This is a genomic window from Pontibacillus yanchengensis (assembly GCF_009856295.1).
In the GTDB taxonomy this organism is placed as follows: domain Bacteria; phylum Bacillota; class Bacilli; order Bacillales; family BH030062; genus Pontibacillus; species Pontibacillus yanchengensis_A.
This window is the reverse complement of sequence record NZ_WMEU01000005.1, coordinates 115,137-141,655: the sequence shown is the minus strand read 5'-3', so window position 1 is coordinate 141,655 and position 26,519 is coordinate 115,137. Positions and strand designations below refer to the sequence as shown.

The window sequence follows — 26,519 nt, the reverse complement described above, 5'->3', positions numbered from 1 at the left end:
GGAATATAAGGAAATGAGAGAGGGATTACACATGAGTTTAACCATGCTATTTGCTTTAGGGTTATTAATTGTACCAATTCTTACTTTTTTTATTGGATATAAGTGGCGAAAACCCGATAACAAAAAGATACCAAAAGTGTTAGCCGCTGCATATTGTGTAGAAATTATTTGGCTTATTATGTATGTAAGCTCCAGTATGACAACATTAAGCACAAGTGCCTTACACCTCATACTCGGTGTACTCGTACCGATCATTGGATTCATCCTTGCCATAAAAGAAATCCGCCGACACCCCATCTTTTCTGCAATAGGTGTTTTTATCAGTATGCTCGTTGGAGAACTAGCTTTTTTTATAATACTCATTTCGGCGATGTAATTGCATAAAGATGGCTCAAGCCCCCAGTTAGCGATGTATAATCTTTGGCCTACACGACGTACAATTCCATAGAAAACAAATAAGCCAACAAATCCTACTTCCTACGAAGTGAAATCTGTTGGCTTTCCTCTTTATAATCCCATTTTCCCATCAATCTTCCCACGATATTGGCGATACGCACCTGAGCTACCTAGCTTTCGTTTTTCCATTAATGTTTGGAAACGAATTTGCTTTTCTCCTAGTTGTTTACGATAAACCTTCTTATCCTCTTCATGCTCACATAGAGAAATAAGCTCTTCTAAATCTACCATTTCTTTTTTTATTTGCATTTCTTCAGGAATCATATTGGCATTTTTTAAAATGGTATAACTCATCCGTAAATCCTCAGGCACAGCATTGATTTCACTAAAGTCTAACGGCTTCCCTTTTCCTGGGAGATCTTTAAATTCTCCGTTTTTCTCAGCTTGCTTAATTTTTTCCTCTGCCATTCGATATGCAAAGTCCATCAAGCACCACTCCTTCAGCTAAACGCTCATTTTCAATTATTATACCACAGCCCACTATACAGGTGATATTGTTTGATTCTTACTTAAGACTGGGAATAGCCCACTATGGAAATGGAGGTCATAAATATGGAACATACTTATTTAAAAGAACTCATTACAGAATATAGACCTTATACGACAAAAGGAGAAGTAATGGCTGATCTACCATGTTTGGATAACCAGAATCAAAATGACCTGGGGATTGCCATCATTGATATGGATAATCAAATCTATAAAGCTGGATCTACCGACCTTAGCTTTTCTTTACAAAGTGTATCAAAAATTATAAGCCTCATGGTCGCATTAGAGGACTTGGGAGAAGAAAAAGTATTCCAAACTGTTGGGATGGAACCAATGGGTGATTTTTTTAATACAATCAGTCACTTAGAATCAAATGATGTACATAGACCCTATAATCCTATGGTGAATGCTGGAGCCATTGCCATTTGCTCATTAATCAAAGGCGATAATGTACAAGAACGGTTCGAACGCATTATGTCGCTGTTACAATCCATCACAGATAATGACACCATTTCGTATGATAACAATGTCTATCAAGCGGAAAAACGAAAAGGGGATCGGAACCGTGCCCTAGCTTACTATATGAGTAGTACTGGAGCAGTAGCATTAGATCCAGAAGAAGCATTGGATTTATACTTTCGAATCAATTCAATTAGCTTCACTGTAGAAGATTTAGCTAGAGTAGGGTTGTTCATAGCAAATGGAGGAAAATTGTTGAACCATAATAAGCAACTTATCTCCCACAAACATTTACAAACCCTTCAAGCCATTATGATGACATCTGGTATGTATAATGAATCAGGGAACTTTGCTGTTAAAGTGGGATTCCCTTGTAAAAGTGGTGTGAGTGGAAGCATCGTAGGTGTTGTTCCTGGTCGTTATGGCATCGGAGTGGTTGGCCCAGCCATTAATGAAAAAGGAAATAGTGTAGGAGGCGGAAAAATTCTTGAGCGTCTATCTACTGACCTAAACTTAAATTTATTCAGTCATTCCATCTAAGAACAAAAGCTCAGGGCGTCCGTTTAGCGACGTATGTGCTCGGCCCACACGACGTGGGTTGGTTCGATGTTGCTGCGTGATATGATGCAGCGATGTTAATCGAACTTCACCACCTCAGACTAAGAGTAAAATCCTAGCCCACTATGTAGGCTAGGATTTATTAGGTTGATACATTGGAATTACTTGCTCAAATAATCTTTCACTTGTTCAGAAGTAGGTAGCGCTGTCATAGCACCTTTATTGGAGGCTGCAAGTCCACCTGATACACTAGCGAATTCTGCCATTTGCTTTACTTGCTCAAGTGTTAACTCTTCTAGTGTCTTGTCTGTCTCATTCAGACTATGTAAGATTCCAGACACATAAGCATCTCCTGCTCCTGTCGTGTCAATTGCATCCACTTTCATAGCTGGCACCTGAACATATTCACCATTTTTAACAACATAGCTTCCTTCTCCACCAAATGTAACTAACATTAATGGAACTTGATAATCACCCATCTTCTCAATACCTGCTTCTATATTAGATTCTCCTGTAATAAACTCTAGCTCTTCCTCTGATATTTTTAATAGATCCACTTGATTAAGCATGGAGATAATCGTTTGTTTTGCTTGCTCCTGAGAAGGCCAAAGCGCTGGACGTAAATTGGGATCAAAGGATACAATCATACCCTTCTCTCTTGCCAATTCAACCGCAAATTTTGTAGCTTGTTTAACAGGCTCTTGTATCATTGAAATCGACCCAAAATGCAAGATTTTGTGATCCTCAAATAGCGCTTTGTTTAGTTCCTTTTGTTCCAGCATCTGATCAGCACTAGGATTAATGAAAAACTCAAAATTCCGTTCGCCATTTTCTGATAGGGTAACCATGACAATATTGGTACGCGCCTCTTTTGAAAAAATCATTCCTTCTGTCGAAACCCCATAACTAGTCAAGGTTTCCTTTAAGAAACGACCAAGGGAATCATCCCCGACTTTCCCAAGAAACGTTACCTTTGAACCAAGTCTAGCAGCACCAACTGCCACATTCGCCGGAGCACCACCAGGACTTTTTTGATAATGAATATTCTCAGCTGTCATTGGAATAAAATCAATTAATGCTTCACCTAGGCTTATAATTCCTTTTCTCATGAAAACTCCCACCAATCTCATTTTAAGTTACTTACATTATATCGAAAATCGACAATACCGTCTTGTCCTGTGAAAAAGAATGTAGGGATAGTTTGTGAATTTTGTGAGAGAGCATAACGCTATCCGAACAGAGCATATATGAATTGGAAGAGAGCATAACGCCCCCCACAGAGCATAGTTACAATTTAAAGAGTAAAACTCACCTCGTACTGCTCAAAAGAAAACATTCCTCTTTTCCAGATTAGCTCGAATCCAACTCATAACCATAACTGGACAATCATCGAATAATCACCCACAAAAAAAGAGCTCGGACAAATCCAAGCTCTTTCATAACACCCAACCATTTATTTCATTTGAACATGAAGCAATTCTGTTTCGCCTTTAACCGCTTCACCTGTATTTAATGTTTCTAGATTTTCAATAGAGTCACTGTTCGTGATGATAACTGGAGTAATTGAGCTTTTTGCTTTTTCATTAACTAAATCAACATCAAATGTGATAAGTTTATCTCCAGAACTTACTTTATCGCCTTGCTTCACATGAGCTTCGAATCCTTCTCCATCCATACTAACTGTCTCAAGGCCGATATGAACAAGTAACTCAATTCCAGATTTAGTTTGAATACCTACCGCATGTTTTGTAGGGAATACCTGAACGATTTCTCCCTCAACAGGGCTTACAACCTCACCGTTTGCTGGTTCAATCGCAATGCCTTCACCCATCATTTTTTGAGAGAATACAGGGTCTGGGACTTCTTCTAGTTGTACAATCTTTCCATCTAATGGTGCGACTAAAGTTGCTTCTTTGCTTTCTTCTTTCTTACCAAATAGTTTTTTGAACATATTTATCACCCTTTTTTGTTGTAATCGTTCCTTATTAAAAAATCACAAGGGCCATGCTCACCCTTGAAGGGAATGGAGCTTGCTTCTAGTCATTTGCGTGAAACAGCTTATGCTTTTCTCAATTCAACCTATAGAGTATATTGGTAAAGATAGTTTGTCAAGTAAAGCACTAAAGCACCTTATACACTACTATGAATGAGAAGTGGATTCATTCTGTTGCTTGTATAGTTCCATTGGATCTTCGTTTGTACTTTCAAAAGGAGTATGGATCATATTGATTTCACGCTGTTCATTTGGTTTAGCCAAATCCATATACACTGTTTTGGCCATGCCTAGCCCGGCTTCTTCCGCTTCGTTAATGGATTGAGAATAGTAGACTGTTTTAATTCCCGCAAAGTACATGGCTGTAAGACACATCGGGCAAGGCTCACCACTCGCATACATGGTACAATCACTTAGATCCTGCGTTTGTAAGCTCTCTTGCGCTTTTCGAATTACTTCTAATTCAGCATGGGCAGTCACATCGAACCTATGGTGAAGTTGGTTCACTCCTTCGGCTATAACTTTATCCCCTTGTACAAGGACTGCTCCGAAAGGGTGTCCTCCTTCCTTTACATTTTCGACGGCTAATTCCAAAGCATGTTCTACATAATTCATCCTGTTTCCTCCTACTTACTCAATCAGTTCCTCTAGTAATGAATTACCCTATACATGGAAGAAAAAAACCACACATAAGGCTATATTCTAACCTACTTAGTTATGACCTAACGATTCTTTATATATGCTTTCATTTTCCTCATCAAAGCATACAAAAACCACCTCTTCTACATAATCGAGGTTTCTTAGTGTGTCTTCTACTGTTTGAACAGCTATTCGTGCAGCCTCTTTCTTAGGATATCCATATACACCTGTGCTTATATTCGGAAAAGCTATACGTTTCAACTGATACTCCTCAGCTAGTATAAGGGAGTTTCGATAACAACTTGCTAAAAGCTCTGCTTCCTTTTGGTTGCCTCCGCTCCAAACTGGCCCAACCGTATGAATCACTTTATCAGCTGGGAGCTTTCCACCGTTTGTCATAACAGCTTGACCAGTTGGACAAGATCCAATCTCTCGACATTCTGCCATGATGGTAGGACCACCAGCTCTATGAATAGCTCCATCAACCCCACCACCACCTGCCAGTTGTTCATTGGCAGCATTCACAATAGCATCTACTTGCACTGTTGTTATGTCACCTTCAATAACTTCTATTACCTTATTCATTGTCATCCATCCTTCCTTTTTCGAAAGACCCTAGTATTTCTCTACCTTCCATATAGTATCTTCAAACAATCCACCATGATTTTGTAAAAATTATATTAAAATTCATTTTCTATTCCTTCGATTCATATGGTAGGCTTAGTAAAGCAGTATTTACAAAACGTTTCTATGTATAAGTACATGATTAAAAACCTAAAACTGTTTACTAGCTCTTTCACAAAAAAAAGTAGAAAATGCAAGGAAGTGTAATAATGAAACAACGTATCTTAATGGGAGTTTTGTTAGCGATTCTATTCTTAATTCCCTTTACTATAGGCGGGCATGTGTTTACCTATTTAACGTTAGCACTTGCTCTTATAGCTTTTTATGAATTCTCTACCATAATCAAAATAAGGATGTTCGGAACGAAGTGGTTTGTAGGCTCCCTAGGAGTAATCTTACTATTTTCTCCCCTCTTATTTGGTGGGACGTCCCAATTCCAAATCAGAGTTTTATTAGCCCTTGTTATCTTCTTTATTACCACAACAGTTTTTAACAAAGGATTCTCGATTGAAAAAGCAGGTACTGTCTTAATCGGAGTTCTTTATTTGGGCTTTGGATTTGAATCATTAGCAGAGGCTAGAATTGAAAAAGGTGTTATCTGGACATTCGTCGTGCTTCTTACGATTTGGTCAACGGATTCCGGTGCTTATTTCATCGGAAAAAAATTCGGTAAACACAAGTTAGCTGCAGCTATCAGCCCTAACAAAACAATTGAAGGGGCTACTGGGGGAATCATTACAGCGCTAGTCATTGGCTTTGCTCTTCACAGCATACTGGATGCTTACCAAAGCTACATTCACACATTAGTAATCACCCTTGTGGTCTCTATAGCTGGGCAAGTTGGTGATTTGGTTGAATCAGGCTTAAAGCGCCATTATGGCGTGAAAGACTCAGGTAATATCTTTCCTGGTCATGGTGGTGTACTCGATCGACTAGACAGTTGGATATTCGTATTCTTAGGATTGAAGTTAATAGGCGTATTATAAATAATGCAAGAGCTCTCAGATTTGGTCTGAGAGCTTTTTTAGTTTACTCTAAAGATTTCGTAATTTAATGGTTTAGAGAATATTGCGCATCACAAAATTTAACCTGACTGCACCTCAACAAACGGAACAAGAGCGTAAGCGCCCGATTTGAGACGTATATGCTGTGGCCTACACGACGTAGGTTGGTTCGATGTTGCTACGTGATGTAGCTATTTTAATCGAACTTTACCTGATTCTGTATGAGATAAAGGAAACACGAAGAGCTCAAGCGTTCGATGTTGACTTATCGCAAGGAGGTGCAGGAAGTTTGTTTGTCGCTGGGTGCTGCAGCTGGACGTGGCCACATCACCTTATCAAAGTTATCCACAAACTTAACCCGTTTATAGTTTCCTGGACGAAAAAAGCGCATGGAATACATCCATGCGCTACAATTAACGTTATAAGGGGATTAATAATTGTTATTTACCAATAAATTGTTGAGTCCATAGATTACCGTCTTCTACAAAACCTACTCCAATATGAGTGAAATCTGAATTCATAATGTTCTTGCGGTGGCCTTCACTGTTCATCCAAGCATCTACTACTTCTTGTGGTGTAGGTTGACCTTTAGCAATATTTTCACCTGCTGTACGGTAATCCACGCCAAATTGATTCATCATATCAAACGGAGAACCATACGTTGGGCTGTTGTGAGAGAAGTAGTTGTTTTGAGCCATGTCTTCTGATTTCTTCTCTGCCACATCGCTAAGTTGCTTGTCTATTTTTAGTGGCTCTAGACCTTGAGCTGTACGCTCTTCGTTTGTCAGTTCCACTACCTTTTGTTCATATTGACTTAGTGTTGACGCTTGTTGCTCTGTATTTTGCTGCTCTGTTTGTGCTTGTTCTTGTTGCTGAGATGATTGGCTTGGAGCTGCTTCTTGCTGCTCCTTAGGCTCAGCTTGTTGTTCTGTATTTTGTTCAGGCTGCTCTTGAGTTGGCTGCTGTTCTGTATTTTGCTCAGGTTTCTCCTGTGTTGATTGCTGTTCGCCCCATTTTACTTGATAGTCTGATAGATGCTGAGAAAACCAATTTTGGATATCCTCTCTATCAAATGACTGTAGAGATTGCTCTGAGTACACCTGAATATTTTTTGCTTGTTGGTTAGATTGAGCGCTAGCCTCTGTTTGAGCTACGCCTCCAACGATGACGCTTGCTGCTAATGCAGATGTGATTGTAATTTTCTTAAACAAGTTGAATCTCCTCCCGTGTTGTAGTTTTTTGGGACAACCTCATCATAGCATCTATTTTTTTGTAACAATCACGGGATATATTTCCACACAATCTATCAAAAAAAGTATTCCTTTTCGTTATATAGTGTAAACTATTGAGATATGTGAATTTTAAGAGGTTCACACAATTTATACAGTATTGGTTATTTTATCCTCAAACTCTAAGTATTTCTTATGATTGCCTATTGACGCATAAAAAAAGAAGGCCCTTTTGTTACAACAAAGACCCTTCATGTAAAACACTTGTTATATTTTTTCTTCTAATTTGTCCAATCTTTCCTGCAATCCTCGCCGTAGTTCATCCGCTAAACCATCTACTTGAAGAATGTTGCGTATTCCATCAATATTGTGTCGGTCTTTCAGTTTAATCTGATTCACATATGCTACAGAAACAGCATTGGGGTCTGTTTGGATTCGATCAAAGCGATCGTTAGCCGAAACCTCTCCTTCCTCCAGCACGCTCATATAGAAACCCGTGTATCCTGTTTGGACAACCTTTTTCGTAAGATTTTTGACTTGATGAACAAACGCGATACGCTCACATGGTTTACGAGGTTGCACTACTTGAAGTTTAGCATTTCCCCACTGGAACACATCTCCTATAAAAACGTTCTCTTCGTGGAGACCATCTACAGTAAGGTTCTCTCCAAACGAAGGGAATTCCATTTTTTTGTCGAGGTGCTGTTCCCAATATGCATAGTGCTGATAAGGATACACGCAGACAGCTTTTTCAACCCCACCATGGAACTTGGTTACAGCTTGGCCATCGCCTTCTAAGCCTTGAGAGGAGAGAGCAATTTGATCTGTCGTAGGTGTCTTAAGAAAACTTGTGTAGAGCTCTTCGCCATTTCGTACAACATTTTCGGGCCTACCCACATGCATCGATATAATGCGAAAATCATCTTCCATCTAACTCCTCCCTTTCCTCTCATTATAAAACTTACGCTTGTTGTTCTTCTTTCACCCAATCTTTTAACCAATTTGCCAGGAAGTCATAGTTCCATATATCTGAAGGATACTCAACAAAAGCTTCTTCGCCATTTTCATAGAGTTCTTGCATAATTTCATTTAAAGCACCCATGTAAAAATCATAGAGGAACTCATAACTGATGGTTTCTTTCGGCATATAATTATCCGCACAAACTTGAGGATCTGCATAATTCACATAAGTTCTGCATGGAATTGGGCGAATCTCATAGGCCATACACATATTTGTTTCGGTATCTAACATCGGACACGGAACCTGGGATGCAATATAGTTTTGCTTGAATTTAGGATCATCGCGGTCAAGAGAAGTCACCTGCTCTACTTCTTTTTCATATTTTTCAAAGTAGTTTTGCAGGTGATGGACAATCTTCTCTTTGCGATCCTCTGGCCATGATTCAATAATTCGTGTCATCGTCTTGGCTTCCATTCCAGTAATGATGATCGGAAAATAACAGCAAAAGGCACACCCCATAAAACAGGATGCTTTCACATCCATGAAATTCTCCATCTTGGCCATTTCTCTATTCACTTGTTCTAGCATTAATTGGAACCCTTCCATCACAATTTCATTAGCGTCTTTATCACTCGCTAACAGTTGGTCCACAATACTAGAAAAATATTCGTCATTTATTTCATATTGAGCGTTGAGTAGCTCAATCTTTTGAAGTATTTCTTCGTAGGATAAATAAGACTGCGGCTGCATAATTACAACCCTCCTTCCTATGTATTATAACAAACGATGCAATAGCATCCCCCCTTTCATAACAAAACGAAGAAAAAAATTTCGTGAATGACTTTCGCTAATTTGGAAATGATGATACAATGACTATCGACGATTTGTGCACTGAAATGATAGGAATTATATATGAAAGGATGATAGGCATGCATATCGGAAGCAAAGGTTGGTACGTTAACGAACTTAAAAAACTTGGCATGAGCCGTTATGAAGGACGTAAGCTTGAGAGCTACAAAAAACACATCCTAGCGAACCTATACTTCGACAAAGCTGAATAGTTCTTAAGAAAACAGGAAGCCAGTGTGCTTCCTGTTTTTTTATGCCTTTTTTCTTATTATTACTAGCACAATATTTGACAGTACGTGTTTAACAATAGGTCAGGATTGGGAAAAAATGTGTGTTAGCTATATTTTAGTGGAAATAGGTATGATTTACCACGACCTATACCCTCAAAAAATGCTTACAATAAGAGAATTTCTATAAATAGAACCTATCACCAGTGGAGGAAATTTTATATGTTTACAAATGCAGAGATTGGAATAGATTTAGGTACTGCTAATATTCTTGTTTACTCTAAGAGTAAAGGGGTTGTGTTGAACGAGCCCTCCGTTGTTGCGATTGATTCGGCAACAAAAAATGTATTGGCAGTCGGCACAGAGGCGAAACGAATGGTTGGTAAAACTCCAAAGAACGTGGTCCCTGTACGACCTCTTCGTGAAGGAGTTATAGCTGATTATGATATTACAGCACAAATGCTTAAGGAAATGCTTAAGAAGGTTAGCAAAGAGATTGGCCTATCTATGCGTAAGCCTAATGTTGTTATATGTACACCATCTGGTTCTACTTCTGTTGAACGTCGCGCGATTCATAATGCGGTAAAAAGCTATGGAGCGAAAAATGTACATTTAATCGAAGAACCTGTAGCCGCAGCGATTGGTGCAGACCTACCAGTAAGTGAGCCTGTTGCCAATGTTATTTTGGACGTAGGTGGAGGAACGAGTGAGGTTGCAATTATTTCCTTCGGCGGTGTGGTATCCTGCCGCTCCATCCGTAATGGCGGTGATACCATGGATGAAGAAATTATCCAGCATGTACGTAAGCAGTACAACATTTTAATAGGGGAAAAAACAGCAGAAGAAATTAAAATGGAAATAGGATATGCGTTAGTAGATCATGAAGAGGAGACAATGGAAGTTCGCGGTCGTGACATGGTTTCTGGCTTACCAAAAACGATTACGCTTACGTCTACAGAAGTTCAATCAGCTCTTCGTGAATCGTTAGAGAATATCCTCGAAACCGTGAAGGCTACACTTGAAGATTGTCCACCAGAACTTAGTGGAGACATTGTCGACAATGGAGTAGTTATTACAGGTGGTGGCGCTCTAATTAAGGGTATGCAGGAATGGTTGAGCAATGAGATATACGTTCCCGTTCATCTTGCACCTAATCCATTAGAGTCCGTCGCTATTGGTACTGGACGCTCCCTAAAAATGATTCAAAAATTACAAAAAGCAGCAAAATAATGAGAGAGGTTGCCCACCAGGGCAACCTCTTTTTGTATATTTCAATCATAAGGATTGACTCTCTTATTCTTACACTATAAAATGTATTTTAGTGGATAAAAGCATAAAAGCACTAAAGTAATTATATAGAATACGAGAAAGGAAACTCATCATGAACAAACAACCACGCTTTTTACTCGCTTTATTACCCTTACTATCTGTTATTATATCTGCTGCATACTCAATCATGGTTTGGGAAATAAGCATGTTTTTACCTTTAATCATCGGACTAGCCGTAGCTTCACTTCTAGGCTTCCTTAACGGCTACTCCTGGGACGAAATACAAAATTTCATGAAAAACGGTGTATCTCGAGCCTTACCAGCCATATTCATCTTATTTATAATCGGTACAATTGTCGGCACTTGGATGCTTAGTGGAACCATTCCGACTATCATCTATTACGGCTTAGAATTTATAAATCCCACTATATTTCTCCCAACAGTTGCGATTACGACTGGTATTGTAGCGATTTCGCTGGGCAGTTCCTTTACATCTGTTGCAACAGTAGGATTAGCGTTTATGGCAATTGGATCTAGCATGGGAATTCCGTCTGCTCATATCGTAGGAGCCATTGTTTCTGGTGCCTTTTTCGGAGACAAACTCTCCCCCTTATCTGATACAACAAACATTGCACCAGCCATGGTGGGAGCGAATTTATTTGACCATGTTCGCCATATGTTGTGGGACACAATCCCCGCATTTATTATTACGCTTCTTTTATTTTGGTGGTTAGGGCTGAACAGGTCCACTACCAACTTACAAAACGACAAAATGAATGAAATAATGGATGGCCTAATGAATTCATTTACGATTCATCCAGCACTCTTACTTCTACCTTTCATAACCATTTTAATTATTGCAAAAAGGTACCCTGCACTCCCATCCCTTCTTATTGTTTCTACCATTGGAGGGATAGTGGCATTTTTTGTACAAGGTAGCTCCGTCAACGAAATCATGACAGTCATGACAGATGGATACCAAGCAAATTCGAATTCGGAAACACTAAACTCTTTACTAACACGAGGTGGTATCACCTCTATGTTAAGTACAATTGGATTGGTTGTTATCGCTACAGCTCTTGGAGGTGTACTAGAGGGGACTCAGGTATTCACAACATTGCTAGAAGGCATCATCGCTAAAATACAAAGTACTGGTTCATTAATTTCTACAACCATACTTTCCACCCTTGTTGTTGCTTTTTCTTGTGGTGAACAGTATTTATCTATCATTTTACCAGCTCGTGGATTAGTTGGATCGTATCAAGAAAAAGGAATCAATCCGAAAAGTCTATCTCGTTCGGTTGAAGCAGCAGGTACAGTAGGTATCAATTTAGTTCCATGGGGTGTAACAGCTGTCTTCATCAGCAACATCTTACAAGTTAGTCCTTATAGTTTTATTCCGTTTATCTTCTTCGCATATCTAGTCATTGCGTTCAACCTTTTGTATGGATTCACAGGAATATCTATTAGCAGAACACCTTCCAAATCCTTGTCTGCGGCCACTCCGCTAAAAGAATCAGTATAAGATGAAATCGGAGAGTTCCTCTATGGAACCTCCGTTTTTTCTTCTTAGTACAAAACAAAAGCTCAGGGCGCCCATTTAGCGACGTATATACTGCTGCCCACACGACGTCGATTGGTTCGATGTTGCCAAGTGATGACTTCACCTGATTGCGTAGGAGATAAGGATACACGAAAACATGCGTGATTCGATGTTAACTTATCGTACGAAGGCGAGGGAAGCACACTAGTCGCTGGGTGCTGGAGCTAAACGTCGCGTCAATACATATTATGATATACACAAGCCAACACTTTTATAATTTCTTATACCATAAAAAAACCCCACCGAAGTAGGGCTTTCAACTACTCTATTACCAAAAGAACGGGAAAAAGAATCTGCGAATTCCAAAGAACGGGAATCGATAGCGACGGAAACGACGGAAACGACGAGGATATCCATAGCCGTAGCCTCCGCCATAGCCTCCGCCATAGCCACCACCGTAACCGCCACCGTATCCAAATCCAGGTCCATACCCAAATTGACGCTCTTCAGAAGATTCCATCCCCTCATCTTCATCGCCAACTGGCATTAGAATAAATACGTTCTCAGCATCAATGTTCTCAATAATTCCTTCATGTTCCGATCCGTCACTCATTTGAATGATTACAAAATGATACATGTGTTTTGTGCAATAATCCTTCATATCTTGCTTACTTTTAACTTGTTGCATGTTTTGCCCTTGTTGCATAGGCATTTGTTGCCCATACCCCATTTGACCTTGTTGTTGACCTGGCATCATTTGTCCATAAGGCATTTGCATATTATATGGTTGTTGATGATACATGAACTCATCTCCCCTTTATAAGAAGTCGATGATAGTGTATTCATCACTTGGGTATTTGTTACAACTCACAGGGGCCTTTCGTTTATACTCTGCTCCCCCTTAACTATGCTCCTTCATTATCTTCCAATGGTAATTTGATGAGTTTGTCATCTTCTGGCTGAGGATTCCCTCGGCCATCTGTGTTATTTGTTATAAAATACATGTTACCATTTGCAAACAAAATATCCCTGACACGTCCTACACCGCTAAGATAAATTGTAGACTCCATGCTGTCTACATTAAATTCTCTAATCTGCTCTCCTCGTAAACCTGCAGCATATAGCTTACCGTCTCGATAGGCTAATGCTGACGGAGCCCATGTATCATCACCAGAATGAAACAGAGGTGTCTCCATTCCTTCCTTCTGCTCATCGCCTTGTATCACAGGCCATCCATAATTTTTACCAGCTTCAATGATGTTAATTTCATCATGGGCAGTAGAGCCATGTTCAGCTGCATACATGGTTCCATCTTCGCTCCATGTCATCCCCTGTGGGTTACGATGACCATACGAATATACATAAGAGTTTTCAAATGGATTATCACCAGGTATTGTTCCATCTAAGTTCATCCTCAGAATCTTCCCCGACAAGCTATTAAGATCCTGTGCGCTGCTTTTATTCGCAGCATCTCCTGTTGACACATATAACTTCTCATCTGGTCCAATTTCTAAACGCCCACCGTTATGAATTCTCTCGCCTGGTATTTGATCCAACAATACCTTTTGCTCTACCCATGTATCATTTTCAAGCTTTACTTTTATAACACGATTCAAACGCTTCCCCCCATCTACGTATGTATGATATAAGTAAGCACCTTTCGTACTAGTAAAGTCAGGAGCAACGATGAAACCGAGTAAACCACCTTCCCCAACTTCCACTATATCTTCTTGCAACTGGAGCTGCATGGGTGTCTTATTCCCTTCACCTTCAACTTTCACAAGATCTCCGCCTCGCTCACTAATAAAAAAATCATCTTCAAACTTCACTATATCCCAAGGCACTTTTAAATTTGTTGCGAGTACTTGTTGTTCATTCGTTTGATTTATTGTGGGATTTGAGTCCTTTTCTTGCTCTGATGGAGAAGAGCTACATCCAACCAAAACACCAACTAAGATAACACCTATCATTTTTTTCATATCATCATCCTTTTATGAAAAGATTACTTATTGTTTTCCCTTAAATTATAAAAATAGACCCCTTTCCAGAGGTCTATTGTCTTTTCATTATTCGAATGTTCCTGTCACAACTGGCTCACCATTTCTCACCATTTCCTTGCCTAATGCAAATACATCAACAACTTCTAAGTCCTGATTTAACATGACAAGATCAGCATCTAGTCCAGTATCTATACGCCCCTTTTTGTGAAGTTTCAATATCGAGGCAGGGTTTGACGTTATTACCTTTAACGCTTCCTCCAAGTTAATTTGATACTCCGTAACTGCTTCTTTAACAGCATTGTAAAGACTGCTTACTTTCCCAATTTTCATACCGATATAGTCTCCATTTTGATCGAAATCTGGTAAGCTAGCTTGTCCATCTGAAGTAAATGTAATCTGTTCAACAGAAACATGGGCTTCGAGCATTTTTTTCAAAGCGTTACCACATTTCAATTCGCCTTCTTCCAAAAACTTCGGAATCGTACTCGTTGTAAAATCCACATATCCACCTTTTTTCGCATAGCGGATTCCTGCTTCAAACAATTCAGGTGTTCTGTTCATATGGGTAGGATAAAATTGTTTAATTGGTATCTCCGTACTTTCTGCAACTTCCTCTAGTAAATCTACCTTATCCTTACTGTCCCCAACGTGAACATTCACAATGCCTGCCTTCCCAGAAAGTATTCCTCCATTACGGGCTTCAGATGCTATCCGCGCGAATTCCTCAACTGTAGGCTGTGAAGATCGATGATCCGATATAGCAATCTCCCCTGCACCTATTATTTCCTCCACATATAGCAAATCTCCTTCAATACTTCCTGTTAACGTTTTAACTGGTACCTGGTAAGAGCCTGTATGAACATAACAACTAATTCCTTCTTCCCGTAATCCTTTTGCTTTAGCAATGAGGTTGCCCATTGTTCTTGTTGTTCCATCTGTCCCAAGCACTCCTACAAGGGTAGTAACCCCACCTATGGTTGCATCGGTTAAATTAAGTTCAGGTGTTCGACTTTTATAACCACCTTCTCCACCCCCACCAGTAATATGAACATGGGCATCAATAAAACCAGGTGTGATTATTTTATTTGAAGCATCAATGACATTCACTTCACCAATTCCTTCAGGTATAGGAATCTCATCCGCTACTGTACTAATTTTACTCCCTGCAATAAGGATATCTTTTTTCCCTAAATATTGCGGAGCATATATCTCCCCATTTTTTAGTATTGTAATCATGTGTGTCACACCTTTCGTGTTGTATGTCCTAGCTTATTTTAATAATTTTCAAGTCTTCTTTAAGCAAAATTTATTAAGGAAGCAACGATGACGAATAAAGAGCCACAAATAAATAGTACGACGAAGAACTTCACTACAAATTTAAACCATGTTCCCCAGTCTAACCTAGCTGCTCCAAGTGTACCCATAAGAGCTGCTGATGTTGGAACAATAATGTTCGCAAACCCATCACCAAGCTGGAATGCTAATACAGCAACCTGCCTCGTTACACCAGCTAAATCGGCTAGAGGAGCCATAAGTGGCATCGTCAACGCAGCTTGACCTGATCCTGAAACAACAAAAAAGTTGAATACGGTTTGGAAAATATACATAAACCAAGCAGATATGGATGGTGCTACGCCACTAAACAACTCTCCAGCACTATGAAGAATCGTATTCAAAATAGAAGGTTCAGCAGGATTATCTCCCCCTAATATAATCACAATACCTTGAGCCATACCTACGACGAGTGCTGCTGGTAATAAATCTTTTGCCCCTTGTGCAAATGCATCTGCTATATCATTGACTCCCATTTTATTCAGCTTGAATATGACACCAATTATACCGGCTACAATACCCATCGTGAAAAATTGGCTAGCAATTTCCGGGATGTAATAAGCATGGGCTACCACACCCCAGATAATCCATACTATCCCTGCTAGAACAGTCACTAGTACCAGCGAGTGACCTAGAGTGAAATTGACATTTAGATCTCTTGATTCAAAATCTTCTCGAAAATATTCGTCCGATTGATAGGACAAGGAGTGCTCAGGGTTCTTCCGAATTTTTGAAGCGTATTGCCATGTAAATATAATCCCTACAATGGTAAAGAAAAGCCACATTACAATACGAAACAGAGAACCTGAAAATACTGGGACACCAGCTACACCCTGAGCAATCGCCACACCAAATGGATTCATCCAAGAAGTTGCAAATCCAATTTGTGTAGCAACATACGTAATCATTACCCCTGTTATGGCATCATACCCTAGAGCTACCACAATAGGTACAAGTATCATGGCAAAAGCAATCGCCTCTTCACCCATACCAAATACCGCTCCACCTAAGGAGAATAAAAAGAACAAGACAGGTATGATTAAGGCTTCTTTACCTTTGGTTCGATCAATAACCTTTAATATCCCCTCTTCAATTGCACGTGTACGTATAATAATTCCAAAAGCACCACCAACAATGAGAATGAAGGCAATAACACCGACTGCAGAGCCCCATTTGCTTCCTGATACCAATCCTTCAAACACATAATTTAATAAACCGGCACCACCGCCAGGTTCAAATAGGGTCGTTCCCTCTTTCAACGCTTCCCCATTATCATTTTTTACAATTTGAAAGCTATCTGGAATTAATACGGTCTCTGTTTCTTCCGTTCCTCCTTTTTGATAGGTTACTTCTTTCGTGTCAAATTTTCCTGCAGGTACTAAGTACGTTAATGCAGCAGCAAGTAAGACTACAAAAAAGATAATGACGTACGTGTGAGGCACTTTGACCTCTTTATTTTTCTGTTGTTGCTCTTCAGCCATCTGGATTCCTCCCTAATCATTTATCTCTTAATATGCAAAAACTATGCCAAGTTTAAAATTCTGAATTTTCCCACCAAATCGCTGATGTTACTATATTTTTTAGTGAATTGGTTGTTATAATATACCCAATTAGAACCAATAAAGGATGATTAAGATGTATACTAAAAGAGAGCTTATACTCCTAGCAGGTACAGAAGAGACTAGGCTAACCCTCCATCAACAACTCAAAGATATTCTAGGAGAATTCATATTCATTACAAGTTACGCCTCAGAGACTTCACTCCCTAACTTGCTGACTAACAAATTGATAGTCTATTCCTCGCATTTAATTGATTCAGAGGTTCGGCATGTGGTTGATGATAGCTGCGAAGTAATTGTTAGTAGAAGAACAACAAATTATCAGTACATAGAGCAACTTTTTCAATTAAAAGAAGGTTCAAAAGTTTTATATGTAAATGACTTTCCAGAAACGTCTGAAGAAGCGATCCACACCTTGCTTAAAACCGGAATTGACCATATTGAGTATATTCCTTATCACCCCGGAACGACTGTCACACAAGAACATTTGGGTATCAAGACAGCCATCACTCCTGGTGAAGTCCACCTAGTTCCAGATCATATTGATAACGTCATAAACATTGGTGTTAGATTAATTGATATTACTACCATCATGGACATCTTAGAGCATTTCCACCTAAAGGAGCAGCTTGGTGGGGATATTTCCGATCGTTACACAAGAAAGATTATTGAGTTAAGTCAGAATATCTCTGATATGCACAAACAAACTGTTCAATTAAATGAACACTTAAAGCAAGTCGTTGATGGAGTGAATGACGGAATTGTTGCAATGGATACGAACGGAAAGATTTCTGTTTTTAATCAAATGATGGAACAATACACAGGTGTTTTTGCAACACATGCAATAAACAAAAACATTAAACAAATTTTGAAGAATGACCAAGTATATTCCTTTCTTTTTAAGGAGAAAGATAGAAGTCGTTTCTTAACCATTAATCACTATAATCTAATGGTTTACCGGTTCCATCTTGAACAAGAAGGCACAACGATTCTTATATTCAAAAATGCTGATGAGACCATCTCCATTGAAAAAGCAGCTAGACATGACCTTGTACATAAAGGATATATAGCCAAATATACCTTTGATCACATAATAGGTAACAGTAAAATGATAGAGAACACAAAGAAGGTAGCAAGGAAACTAGCAAAGACTGAATTACCAGTTCTCATTCAAGGTGAAAGTGGAACAGGAAAAGAACTGTATGCCAATTCCATTCACAATGTTTCCTCTAGAAAATACCAACCCTTCTTAGCCATGAATTTCAGTGCATTGCCAGAGGAATTAATTGAAAGTGAGTTATTTGGTTATGAAGAAGGGGCTTTTACAGGAGCACAAAAAGGCGGGAAAAAAGGACTTTTTGAGCAGGCAGATGGGGGAACAATATTCCTTGATGAAATAGGAGACGTTAGTTTGAAGCTACAAGCTAGATTACTACGTGTTATTCAAGAAATGGAAATACGTCGTATAGGTGGAAATAAGAATATCCCTATCGACGTTCGTATTATTGCGGCCACGAATAAAAATCTTATGTCATTAATACATGAAGGTCAATTTAGAGAAGATTTATATCATAGACTAAAGGTTTTATGCCTCCAGTTACCACCACTAAGAGAGCGAGTGAATGATATTCCTCCACTCATTGAACACTTTATTAAGGAACAAGCCCATGAGCCTGTATCTATCTCGCAAGAAGTCATGGATTCCCTAATAAGAAATAAGTGGTATGGAAATGTACGCGAGTTAAAAAACACCATATCCTATATGCTTGCCGTGAGAGAAAAAGAAAAAATAACACTAGAAGACCTACCAAATGCAGCACCACCCAACGAATATATATATCAACAACCATTTCCTTCCTCAGTTGAAGAGGATTGGGTTGATGCCAAAAGAAACGAAACACTTCTACATTCCATTTATCAAATTAACAAGCGCGGGGAACGAGCCAGCAGACAGAAATTAGTGAGAGAATCCACGGACCAAGGATTAGCCATGACCGAACAACAAATACGAACCCAACTCCATAAACTCCAAAGTAAAGGATACATCTCTATTGGAAGAGGCCGAACTGGAACAAACTTAACACCTAAAGCAGTAAACTATTTAGAAAACAATGTTTGATACTCTCCTCATATGCTCTATTCCTTTTACCCTTATCTTCTTAAGAAATCAAACACTGCGCTAAAGCTGAATAAAAGCACCCCAAAAAATTGGGGTGCTTTCCAAATATTCATCTCGTGTACTTAGGTAATGTCACTGTAGCTGTAGTACCTTTTCCTACTTCACTATCATAATGCAGGGTACCACCTAAACTTTCAACAAACTTTGTTGTGACCATGATCCCTAAACCAGTTCCTTTTTCTTTCGTTGTGAAAAAGGGTTCCCCAATACGTTCAAGCTGTTCCTTTCCGATCCCTTTACCACTATCTTGGATTTTGAACACAAGGTTTTGTTCATCCTGATTAAAACACCCAGAAACAAGTAATTCTCCTCCATCTTCCATGGCTTCTAATGAATTCTTCACTAGATTTATAAAAACTTGATTCAAGCGTTTCGAATCTGATTTTATATCAGGGATATCCGAATCGATCACCATCTCCACTTGAACATTCTGTTGTTTGATTTGATGATGAAATAAGGATAGAGAATATTGGACAATTTCAACTACATCAGTATCCACTAGCGCTTTCTCTGATTCAGGCTTCGCTAATAGCATAAACTCGTTTACAATGGTTTCAATCCGCGCCAACTCAGAGAAGATGATTTCACTATATTGATTCTCCCCTGATTCATTTGAAAGCATTAATTGTAAAAAACCTTTTATGGATGTAAGAGGATTGCGAATCTCATGAGCTATACCCGCTGCGACTCTTACAACCGTTTCATATTGTTCAGACTTAGACTGGAGTACCTCTTTTTCTTTTATTTCTGTTATATCTTCATGAACCCCTACTACAATCGTTTTCCCCATGCGATGTAAAGGATAGCCTTTAGTTCTAATCCATTTCATTTGTCCAGATGGAACTTTAAAACGGAATTCAACCGCAATCTTATCCATACGCATCCGCTTGTAGCCTTCCAACACCTTCTGCCGATCGTCTTCATGAATATACTGTAACCAAACAGAAGGATTCTTCATTAAATCCGTTATGGAGATACCAAATATCCTCTCAAAGCTTGGACTTATATAGTCATAATCATGAAAGGAAGAGGAGCCTATCCAAAAGGCTTCATTCACATTTTCAGCAAGCAATGAAAAACGCTCTTCCGTTTCTCGTAAGGCTTCTACATATGATTTAGACTGTGTAATGTCTTGGACAAATAAAGTTAATTCATTATCGGAAGGATAAGCTGTTACTTCAATAATTTTACCAACATCATATAAATAGTCTTGAAACTGAACAACCTGTTTTGTCTCAAGTGCTTTTGTAAACTGTATAAAATAATTATGATATAAATCAATAGGGTAGACATCCCAATAGTTCTTCTTATATATATCTTTTAAACTCTTGCCAATAATATCTTCTAGGGTAGGATTAATATAGATAATTTCCCATTCTTGGCTAATAACAGCAAACCCATGCGGGATTCTTTCGACAATATCTTTGACTCTTTTATATAAGCTATCAGAACCAGATTTAGTTGTTGATGGATACGCATTTTCTTTAGAAGTATTTTCTTCTGTAGTACTCATCTGATTGTCGATTAGTGATAACCATGTCATCAAATGGTCAACATTATTAGAAACGAATGGCTCGGTTAAAGTTGCTTTTGGTATAGTTCGTATTTCTTCTGTTTGCAGAGATTTTCCAATAAGGCATGTTAATTCATCAGATAATTCTACAATTTTCAATTGAATCCACTGAGGTTCTTCCCCATTGATAAGAAGCCGTACTGTTACCTCATTTTTCGGTGCCTGTTGCTTGTGATTTAGAATAAGGCGCAAAATCGATCGATCCTGTATATGGAAAGAAGATAACCACGATTCTACATACATCTCTCGGTGCGGTTCGTTAATTAACTTCTGAAACTTAGGATGACAAGCTATGCTATTGTGTTCTTTTTCGTGAATGCATACCCAATGTCCCATAGATTCAACTAATTGGAAACACTCCTCAATTGAAAGATGTGTGCCTTTTCCAGTAACATGAACCACAATATAACCTCTCTTCTCTTAAGTTAACCTACTCCGCACATTCCCCAAAAGGTTGTTTCTATTATCTTATACTAAACCAGTTAATATTTGTATATCTTCGTTGAAATAATACAATATTCAACTAAATTCGACATAAAAACATAGATTCTTTGGGTGACTTATGTATAGAATATCACAAACCAGGATTGATATATAACAAAAAGTATTCAGAAAAGTCTATATTTTCTTGCAATATTGTATTTTTATAAAAGGTTTTGATGAATACTGCTGTTGATCTTCCATTATAGCCCCATTATCTTGAAGACTTGGATTCGAGATAAATACCTTTATTAAGCGGGGGGATTTCCGACAACCCAGAATTTCCTGTGAATCGTTTTGAGATAAAGGAAATACAAAGAGCGCAAGCGTTCGATGTTGACTTATCGTAAGAAGATGCAGGAAGTTTGCTAGTCGCTGGGCGCTGGAGCTGGACTCGCCTCTATACTTATTATGTTATATACAAGCCAATATTTTTATAATACGCTAGACAACTAGAGAGGCCCCTTCTTTGGCACCTCTCTAATTACTAACATTCTAATACAAAAAAAATAACCCTACTACTATAGCAGGATTTAATGAAATGCCCTCCAGAAAGCTCCCTTTTGATCAATGATATCAATTATCTCGGAAAATGGAATCTCAAATGTAACAAACCCAGCGACATAAGGAGCTATTTCATAAGGAGGGAAATAAACGAATAAGCTTTCGTTATTTACGTAATAAGGTTGATCTGGTTTAATGCCTTGATATGCATCGGGGAATACATAAAAATTATTTTCATCTTCTGCTATTTGTGCGGCGACAATTTCACTAATAACTTCTACATAAGAGCTTCCAGACTTAAATAAATCCTTTAGTTCAAAAAACTCCCCATCAGCTAGATTTATATTCGTATAGATTTTGGTCGGCATAGGATGTGCAGCTCCAAAGTAATATTGAGACCCATTCAATTCCAGAACAAGCAATTCTTTCTGGAAAAATTCAATTTCAAAATTACCATAGTAGCTATATTCTAATTGCTGATCAGATGGAATAGGTTTCACTTGAGAATATTCCTTCAATCTGTCATTAACTTCTCGCTGTGCCACTACATCTTCCATCCCGCGAACAATAGGATAGTAAACAAGGTAATCAGGATTGGGTTTATATTTCATTTGTAGCACTCGATACTGATTGTTTAATCGAATCGTTTTTCTTGGACGCCAGACTATTTCTCCAGCGTAATTCACATAGTAGATTTGATAATCAATCTTTGCTTTGATTAGTGGACCTTCTATAGATAATGTTCCCTGCCCTGGGAGTATAGGCAGGTTCTGAGCGATTTTACCTTTACGGTTCAAAAAGAAAGTATGTTCACGATCATGCGCTGATGCAAGACCCTTTTTATAAGGCAGTACACTTTCATATCGGTAATCACTAAGAAGCTCTCCATTGCTCGTAGCTATTGCGTAAAGAGAACCTAGATAAGGTTGATCAGCATTCACCGCTTTCCCAACAGAAATACGGTTCTCTCCTAACTGTTCGATATCATTATATTCTATGTTTACTATCTTCTTGCCACTCTTATTAATCAACCCGTAATAGTAAAGGTAATCATCAATGCGGTTAACCACTGCCCTCCCATCACGGAACGCTTGAGCTCCATCATACTGTGGTTCTAAAACCACTTTACCCCTTTCATTGATGTAACCATATTTTCCATCTGCATCACGTTGAAACGCTAGTAAACCATCACCACGTTGCCCAACGTAAGGATAAGGATACGTATATAAAATCTTTCCTTCTTTATTGAGTAGGGCATATTGATTTTCATGAATTTTAACGAGTGCCTTACGCTCTTTGAAATCCTCTGCAAGCAAGTATTGTGCGGGGATTACTTCCTCTCCTTTTTTATTCAAATAGCCGTATAATGTCCCCTCTTCCTTTTGTTGACTAAATACAGCTACATCATCTTGATAAGAACCGATGAAACTATAATACGTATTTGTAAGAACATTTCCTTTTTCGTCTATAACACTGTAACCTTTTTGGTCTGACACAACAGCCCTTCCATCCTGATAAGGAGAAATAAATTGATAATTAGGGTTTACTATAAAATGACCTTTTGTATCAATCACTCCGTAATTCCCATTCTCTGCTTCCACAATAGCCAATCCGTTCTTTTGAAAATCATTAGCCATTCCATATTGGGGCTGAATCCGAAAATCACCTCTCACATCAATGTAGCCCCACCGTTCTCCCTCTTTACTATTGATAGGTGCTGGAAATAATTTAGGATGCATCGCACTCCCTCATTTCTATAGGCACTTTACCTGTATTATATGAGAGACCGCTTGGACGCTTGCGTAAAGAAAAGCTTAGCGCGCCCGGTTAGCGACGTACAAACTGCTGCCCACACGACGTAGGTTGGCTCGATGTCTGGGTGCAATTGGCTGGGTAGGACGAGCTCTATAAACATATATATGAAAGAAAGTTGATGAGAGGAGTGTTGATATGGCGAAAATTCAAGTCAAAGACAATGGTTCTTTATTTATTTCTGGGGATTTCGAAATCGTGGATGCAGAGGGAAATACATTCCAAACGAAAAAGGTTTGTTCCCTTTGTCGTTGTGGCTTTTCTTCGAATAAGCCATTTTGCGATGGTTCTCATAAGGGGAAATTCAAAGATGCTTGCAGAGCACAACCTTCTTCCTAATTATTACATCATTATCTATCATCCTTTATGATAAGAGGTAAACCGTAGGAAAAGGGGTCCCTCACTATGCGAAAAATTTGGCTAATGATATCTGTCTTTATGCTTACGATCTTCATTACGGGATGTGGAACTAGTGGCTCAACGCTTCATTTCACTGCCGCAGAAAATGTTGATAATGAGAAAGCGAAAGAATCTGTTTCTTCTATACTATCTCTTTTGGAAATGGACGGATTGGTAAATATTTCAGAGGATGAAGTTACCGCCACACTGAACGAGAACATATCGCCATCTCAAAAAGAATCCTTACAAAAAAGCTTGAACGAAGGGATTGATCTTTCCTTTCGTGATGCTAACGATGAAAAAATGCTCGGAGAAAAGGATCTAGTTCCCGGTTCGGCAGAAGTTAACACACGAAAAGATTTGGACACGGCTTCCATTGCTGTCCAAATGAAGGACAAAGATCACTTCCACGAAATCACCAAAGAGATTGCTAATCGAGAGAACAGGGAAAATCAATTAGTTATATGGATTAACTATGAAGAGAGTCAAAGCTATAAAGAAGAGAAGGATAAAGACAACCCAACATATGTAGCAGCTCCGCGGGTGTCCACCCCACTTAACACGGACTCCGTACAAAGTGCCGGTGGTTTTTCAGAGGAAAAAGCAGAGAAACTCGTTCAAAAAATCAACATCGCAACATGGCTTCAATATGTGGAGTTAGAATCGATAGAGATAGAGTAATAGGACGTTAGGCAAAATGAAATCCTAGTGCCGAAACATGGCACTAGGATTCTTTTACATTATGTCTATGATACTTCTACTGTTTTAAATAAATCACCAATCTGTGCAGCTACTTGATTCACATGAGACTCTATCTCCGGTGGAACCGTCTCTTGCCCCTTCCACTGCACTTCTCTCCCATTAAGCATTAAAGGACGACTGGACACAAACATCCACATGACTTTTTTCCCTTTCACAAAAGCTGTCCATAGCCATTCTTCTCGCTCGGACTCACTAATCCCCACGATTTTATGGCTTGACCTTCGATTTGGACTTTTTTCAATTCGTTTCAACTGATGGATCATCCGCATCGCTCCCAATTTCCTATTTAGGAGCAGTATGGACGATACGACATAATTTTAACCCTATTACGATTGACTTGAAGAGGAATAATAAATCTCTTCGAATGGTTGTACAATTACGAATCCTTCTCCTGAAAACTTCATTTGAATGGATTCTCCACTCCCTCTACCAAAAAATGTTTTTAACGTTACATCTGTTAGAAACTCAGGCTGTAGATGGCCCGACCACGCAACGGTAGCATTAGGATCGGTAACAACAGGCTGATCTGGTGTTACTAATAATGTAAGTGGCTCATAATGAGAGGTGATTGCAACCATTCCCCTACCTTCAAGAGATACATTGAAGAGTCCGCCTGACATCATACCAGCAACTTTTTTCATTAAATGAATATCCCAATCAATACCTGGCTCAAATGCCAACAAATCATTACCATTGACCGTGATTGCTTCATTATTTAAATCTAAAATAGTAATCTTTTTTCCTTGATCAGCCAAGTACAGTTTCCCTTGACCTTTTGCCTTCATTAGAGCACTGCCTTCTCCTGAAAAAGCCTTCTTAAACATCTTGCCTAAGCCATGCTCTAAAATGCCTTCACGCTCAAATTTAATGGACCCTGTATAGGAAATCATCGAACCCATCTTCGCCCATACTTCATCTGTCAAATTCACCTCAAGCATACGTTGCGTCTCGAGTTCAAAGAAACTATTCTCATTTTCATCTTGTTTCGTTTGTTTAATAAATTCTTCTATTGAATAATTACTCATCGTGAACTCCCTTTCTGAAACCTTCTTGTTCTTCTATACATTATTATTTCTCTAATAACATTCAAAAGTCCTGTCTATTCATGAATAGACAGGACTTTTCTATAGTCAATTTATGCTTTGCTTTTCACTTTATGAACCAAATCCGATATGGTCTTGGATGCTACCATCTTTTCTGTGAATAATAACCTGAGTTCCTTTGTTGGATGCAATCTCTTTAGCCCGATCTATCGCATCACTTTTATTATCAAAAGTGGCTGCTGGTTTCTTGGCATCTTCTGCTTGTACAGCCCAACCATCTTCATGAGAGACCACATGCTCTCCCTTGTCTAGTAATTCCGGACGACTATCGTATTGCTGGCCCTCAGGGTCACGCTGCTTTAATTTTTCGTCGCTTTTTTGCTTCATTTCTGTGATTTCATCTTCACTAGCGTCGTCGTACCATTCTTTTGCTTGCTCAGTTGCAATGGGAATAGCACTTCCTTCATCGTACCCTTCATCTAACATAGCATTCGCAATTTCGATGGCTTTTTTTCGGACAGGGGTTTCTAGATTCTTTAATGAACTTGGATAATCATCTGTATCCCAAGGCATTCACGT

26 protein-coding genes are annotated in these 26,519 nt (G+C 38.9%); 9 read left to right on the top strand and 17 right to left on the bottom strand.

Features of this window, described 5'->3' with window-relative positions; all coding sequences use genetic code 11:
* Positions 1 to 31: 31 nt before the first annotated feature.
* On the top strand, positions 32 to 376 hold the full coding sequence (locus tag GLW08_RS15395) for a hypothetical protein (protein ID WP_160849538.1): 345 nt from the start codon (positions 32 to 34) through the stop codon (positions 374 to 376).
* 131 nt (positions 377 to 507) lie between these two features.
* Here GLW08_RS15395 and GLW08_RS15390 read toward each other — a convergent pair whose 3' ends face one another.
* On the bottom strand, positions 508 to 882 hold the full coding sequence (locus tag GLW08_RS15390; protein WP_160849537.1) for a DUF1992 domain-containing protein: 375 nt from the start codon (positions 880 to 882) through the stop codon (positions 508 to 510).
* A gap of 126 nt (positions 883 to 1,008) precedes the next feature.
* Between GLW08_RS15390 and glsA the strand changes: the two genes are divergently transcribed.
* On the top strand, positions 1,009 to 1,941 hold the full coding sequence (gene glsA, locus GLW08_RS15385; protein ID WP_237458469.1) for a glutaminase A: 933 nt from the start codon (positions 1,009 to 1,011) through the stop codon (positions 1,939 to 1,941).
* Positions 1,942 to 2,120: 179 nt separating this feature from the next.
* Here glsA and GLW08_RS15380 read toward each other — a convergent pair whose 3' ends face one another.
* The 4 genes from GLW08_RS15380 to GLW08_RS15365 all read right to left on the bottom strand — a co-directional run bounded on the left by GLW08_RS15380 (position 2,121) and on the right by GLW08_RS15365 (position 5,176).
* Positions 2,121 to 3,068, bottom strand: a complete 948-nt coding sequence (locus GLW08_RS15380) for an aminoimidazole riboside kinase (RefSeq protein ID WP_160849536.1) — start codon at positions 3,066 to 3,068, stop codon at positions 2,121 to 2,123.
* 344 nt (positions 3,069 to 3,412) lie between these two features.
* Positions 3,413 to 3,910, bottom strand: a complete 498-nt coding sequence (locus GLW08_RS15375; protein WP_160849535.1) for a PTS sugar transporter subunit IIA — start codon at positions 3,908 to 3,910, stop codon at positions 3,413 to 3,415.
* Between the two features lie 189 nt (positions 3,911 to 4,099).
* Positions 4,100 to 4,567 (bottom strand): nucleoside deaminase, encoded by a 468-nt coding sequence (locus GLW08_RS15370; protein WP_160849534.1) that lies wholly within the window; start codon positions 4,565 to 4,567, stop codon positions 4,100 to 4,102.
* A 96-nt stretch (positions 4,568 to 4,663) separates the two neighbouring features.
* On the bottom strand, positions 4,664 to 5,176 hold the full coding sequence (locus GLW08_RS15365; RefSeq protein WP_160849533.1) for an O-acetyl-ADP-ribose deacetylase: 513 nt from the start codon (positions 5,174 to 5,176) through the stop codon (positions 4,664 to 4,666).
* Positions 5,177 to 5,424: 248 nt separating this feature from the next.
* On the opposite strand from GLW08_RS15365, the gene GLW08_RS15360 reads away from it, so the two are divergent.
* The gene (locus GLW08_RS15360) at positions 5,425 to 6,201 is read left to right on the top strand and encodes a phosphatidate cytidylyltransferase (protein ID WP_160849532.1); all 777 of its coding nucleotides are present in this window, start codon (positions 5,425 to 5,427) and stop codon (positions 6,199 to 6,201) included.
* A 458-nt stretch (positions 6,202 to 6,659) separates the two neighbouring features.
* On the opposite strand, the gene GLW08_RS15355 is transcribed toward GLW08_RS15360, so the two are convergent.
* The 3 genes from GLW08_RS15355 to GLW08_RS15345 form a co-directional block, all read right to left on the bottom strand.
* A complete protein-coding gene (locus GLW08_RS15355; protein ID WP_160849531.1) occupies positions 6,660 to 7,430 on the bottom strand; it encodes a CAP domain-containing protein in 771 nt (256 codons plus the stop codon).
* 285 nt (positions 7,431 to 7,715) lie between these two features.
* Positions 7,716 to 8,378 (bottom strand): MOSC domain-containing protein, encoded by a 663-nt coding sequence (locus tag GLW08_RS15350; RefSeq protein WP_160849530.1) that lies wholly within the window; start codon positions 8,376 to 8,378, stop codon positions 7,716 to 7,718.
* A 31-nt stretch (positions 8,379 to 8,409) separates the two neighbouring features.
* Positions 8,410 to 9,159 carry a YkgJ family cysteine cluster protein gene (locus GLW08_RS15345; protein WP_160849529.1) on the bottom strand — a complete coding sequence of 250 codons (750 nt, stop codon included), beginning with the start codon at positions 9,157 to 9,159 and terminating at the stop codon, positions 8,410 to 8,412.
* A 179-nt stretch (positions 9,160 to 9,338) separates the two neighbouring features.
* Here GLW08_RS15345 and GLW08_RS15340 point away from each other — a divergent pair, with 179 nt between their 5' ends.
* From GLW08_RS15340 to nhaC, 3 genes are all read left to right on the top strand, one after another.
* Positions 9,339 to 9,470 (top strand): YflJ family protein, encoded by a 132-nt coding sequence (locus GLW08_RS15340; protein ID WP_084102941.1) that lies wholly within the window; start codon positions 9,339 to 9,341, stop codon positions 9,468 to 9,470.
* A gap of 237 nt (positions 9,471 to 9,707) precedes the next feature.
* Complete coding sequence (gene mreBH / locus GLW08_RS15335) at positions 9,708 to 10,715, top strand: rod-share determining protein MreBH (protein WP_160849528.1); 1,008 nt, start codon at positions 9,708 to 9,710, stop codon at positions 10,713 to 10,715.
* Positions 10,716 to 10,866: 151 nt separating this feature from the next.
* Positions 10,867 to 12,279, top strand: a complete 1,413-nt coding sequence (gene nhaC / locus GLW08_RS15330) for a Na+/H+ antiporter NhaC (protein ID WP_160849527.1) — start codon at positions 10,867 to 10,869, stop codon at positions 12,277 to 12,279.
* A gap of 346 nt (positions 12,280 to 12,625) precedes the next feature.
* On the opposite strand, the gene GLW08_RS15325 is transcribed toward nhaC, so the two are convergent.
* The 4 genes from GLW08_RS15325 to yfcC form a co-directional block, all read right to left on the bottom strand.
* Complete coding sequence (locus GLW08_RS15325) at positions 12,626 to 13,099, bottom strand: hypothetical protein (protein WP_237458468.1); 474 nt, start codon at positions 13,097 to 13,099, stop codon at positions 12,626 to 12,628.
* 103 nt (positions 13,100 to 13,202) lie between these two features.
* A complete protein-coding gene (locus GLW08_RS15320; RefSeq protein ID WP_160849526.1) occupies positions 13,203 to 14,276 on the bottom strand; it encodes a PQQ-dependent sugar dehydrogenase in 1,074 nt (357 codons plus the stop codon).
* An 87-nt stretch (positions 14,277 to 14,363) separates the two neighbouring features.
* Positions 14,364 to 15,533: a beta-aspartyl-peptidase gene (iadA, locus tag GLW08_RS15315; protein WP_160849525.1), complete on the bottom strand. Its 1,170-nt coding sequence runs from the start codon at positions 15,531 to 15,533 to the stop codon at positions 14,364 to 14,366.
* A 59-nt stretch (positions 15,534 to 15,592) separates the two neighbouring features.
* Positions 15,593 to 17,110, bottom strand: coding sequence for a putative basic amino acid antiporter YfcC (gene yfcC / locus GLW08_RS15310; protein WP_160849524.1), 1,518 nt, complete (start codon positions 17,108 to 17,110; stop codon positions 15,593 to 15,595).
* Positions 17,111 to 17,264: 154 nt separating this feature from the next.
* On the opposite strand from yfcC, the gene GLW08_RS15305 reads away from it, so the two are divergent.
* Positions 17,265 to 19,307, top strand: coding sequence for a sigma-54 interaction domain-containing protein (locus GLW08_RS15305; protein WP_160849523.1), 2,043 nt, complete (start codon positions 17,265 to 17,267; stop codon positions 19,305 to 19,307).
* A gap of 109 nt (positions 19,308 to 19,416) precedes the next feature.
* On the opposite strand, the gene GLW08_RS15300 is transcribed toward GLW08_RS15305, so the two are convergent.
* Both GLW08_RS15300 and GLW08_RS15295 read right to left on the bottom strand, forming a co-directional pair.
* Positions 19,417 to 21,342, bottom strand: a complete 1,926-nt coding sequence (locus tag GLW08_RS15300) for a PAS domain S-box protein (protein WP_160849522.1) — start codon at positions 21,340 to 21,342, stop codon at positions 19,417 to 19,419.
* A gap of 611 nt (positions 21,343 to 21,953) precedes the next feature.
* A complete protein-coding gene (locus tag GLW08_RS15295; RefSeq protein ID WP_160849521.1) occupies positions 21,954 to 23,663 on the bottom strand; it encodes a WG repeat-containing protein in 1,710 nt (569 codons plus the stop codon).
* Positions 23,664 to 23,874: 211 nt separating this feature from the next.
* Here GLW08_RS15295 and GLW08_RS15290 point away from each other — a divergent pair, with 211 nt between their 5' ends.
* Complete coding sequence (locus GLW08_RS15290) at positions 23,875 to 24,075, top strand: CDGSH iron-sulfur domain-containing protein (protein ID WP_160849520.1); 201 nt, start codon at positions 23,875 to 23,877, stop codon at positions 24,073 to 24,075.
* A gap of 66 nt (positions 24,076 to 24,141) precedes the next feature.
* Positions 24,142 to 24,816 (top strand): hypothetical protein, encoded by a 675-nt coding sequence (locus tag GLW08_RS15285; protein WP_160849519.1) that lies wholly within the window; start codon positions 24,142 to 24,144, stop codon positions 24,814 to 24,816.
* A 65-nt stretch (positions 24,817 to 24,881) separates the two neighbouring features.
* Here GLW08_RS15285 and GLW08_RS15280 read toward each other — a convergent pair whose 3' ends face one another.
* From GLW08_RS15280 to GLW08_RS15270, 3 genes are all read right to left on the bottom strand, one after another.
* On the bottom strand, positions 24,882 to 25,160 hold the full coding sequence (locus tag GLW08_RS15280; protein ID WP_160849518.1) for a hypothetical protein: 279 nt from the start codon (positions 25,158 to 25,160) through the stop codon (positions 24,882 to 24,884).
* A gap of 63 nt (positions 25,161 to 25,223) precedes the next feature.
* Positions 25,224 to 25,922: an AIM24 family protein gene (locus tag GLW08_RS15275; RefSeq protein WP_160849517.1), complete on the bottom strand. Its 699-nt coding sequence runs from the start codon at positions 25,920 to 25,922 to the stop codon at positions 25,224 to 25,226.
* A 129-nt stretch (positions 25,923 to 26,051) separates the two neighbouring features.
* Positions 26,052 to 26,513 (bottom strand): DUF2188 domain-containing protein, encoded by a 462-nt coding sequence (locus GLW08_RS15270; protein ID WP_160849516.1) that lies wholly within the window; start codon positions 26,511 to 26,513, stop codon positions 26,052 to 26,054.
* Positions 26,514 to 26,519: the final 6 nt, after the last annotated feature.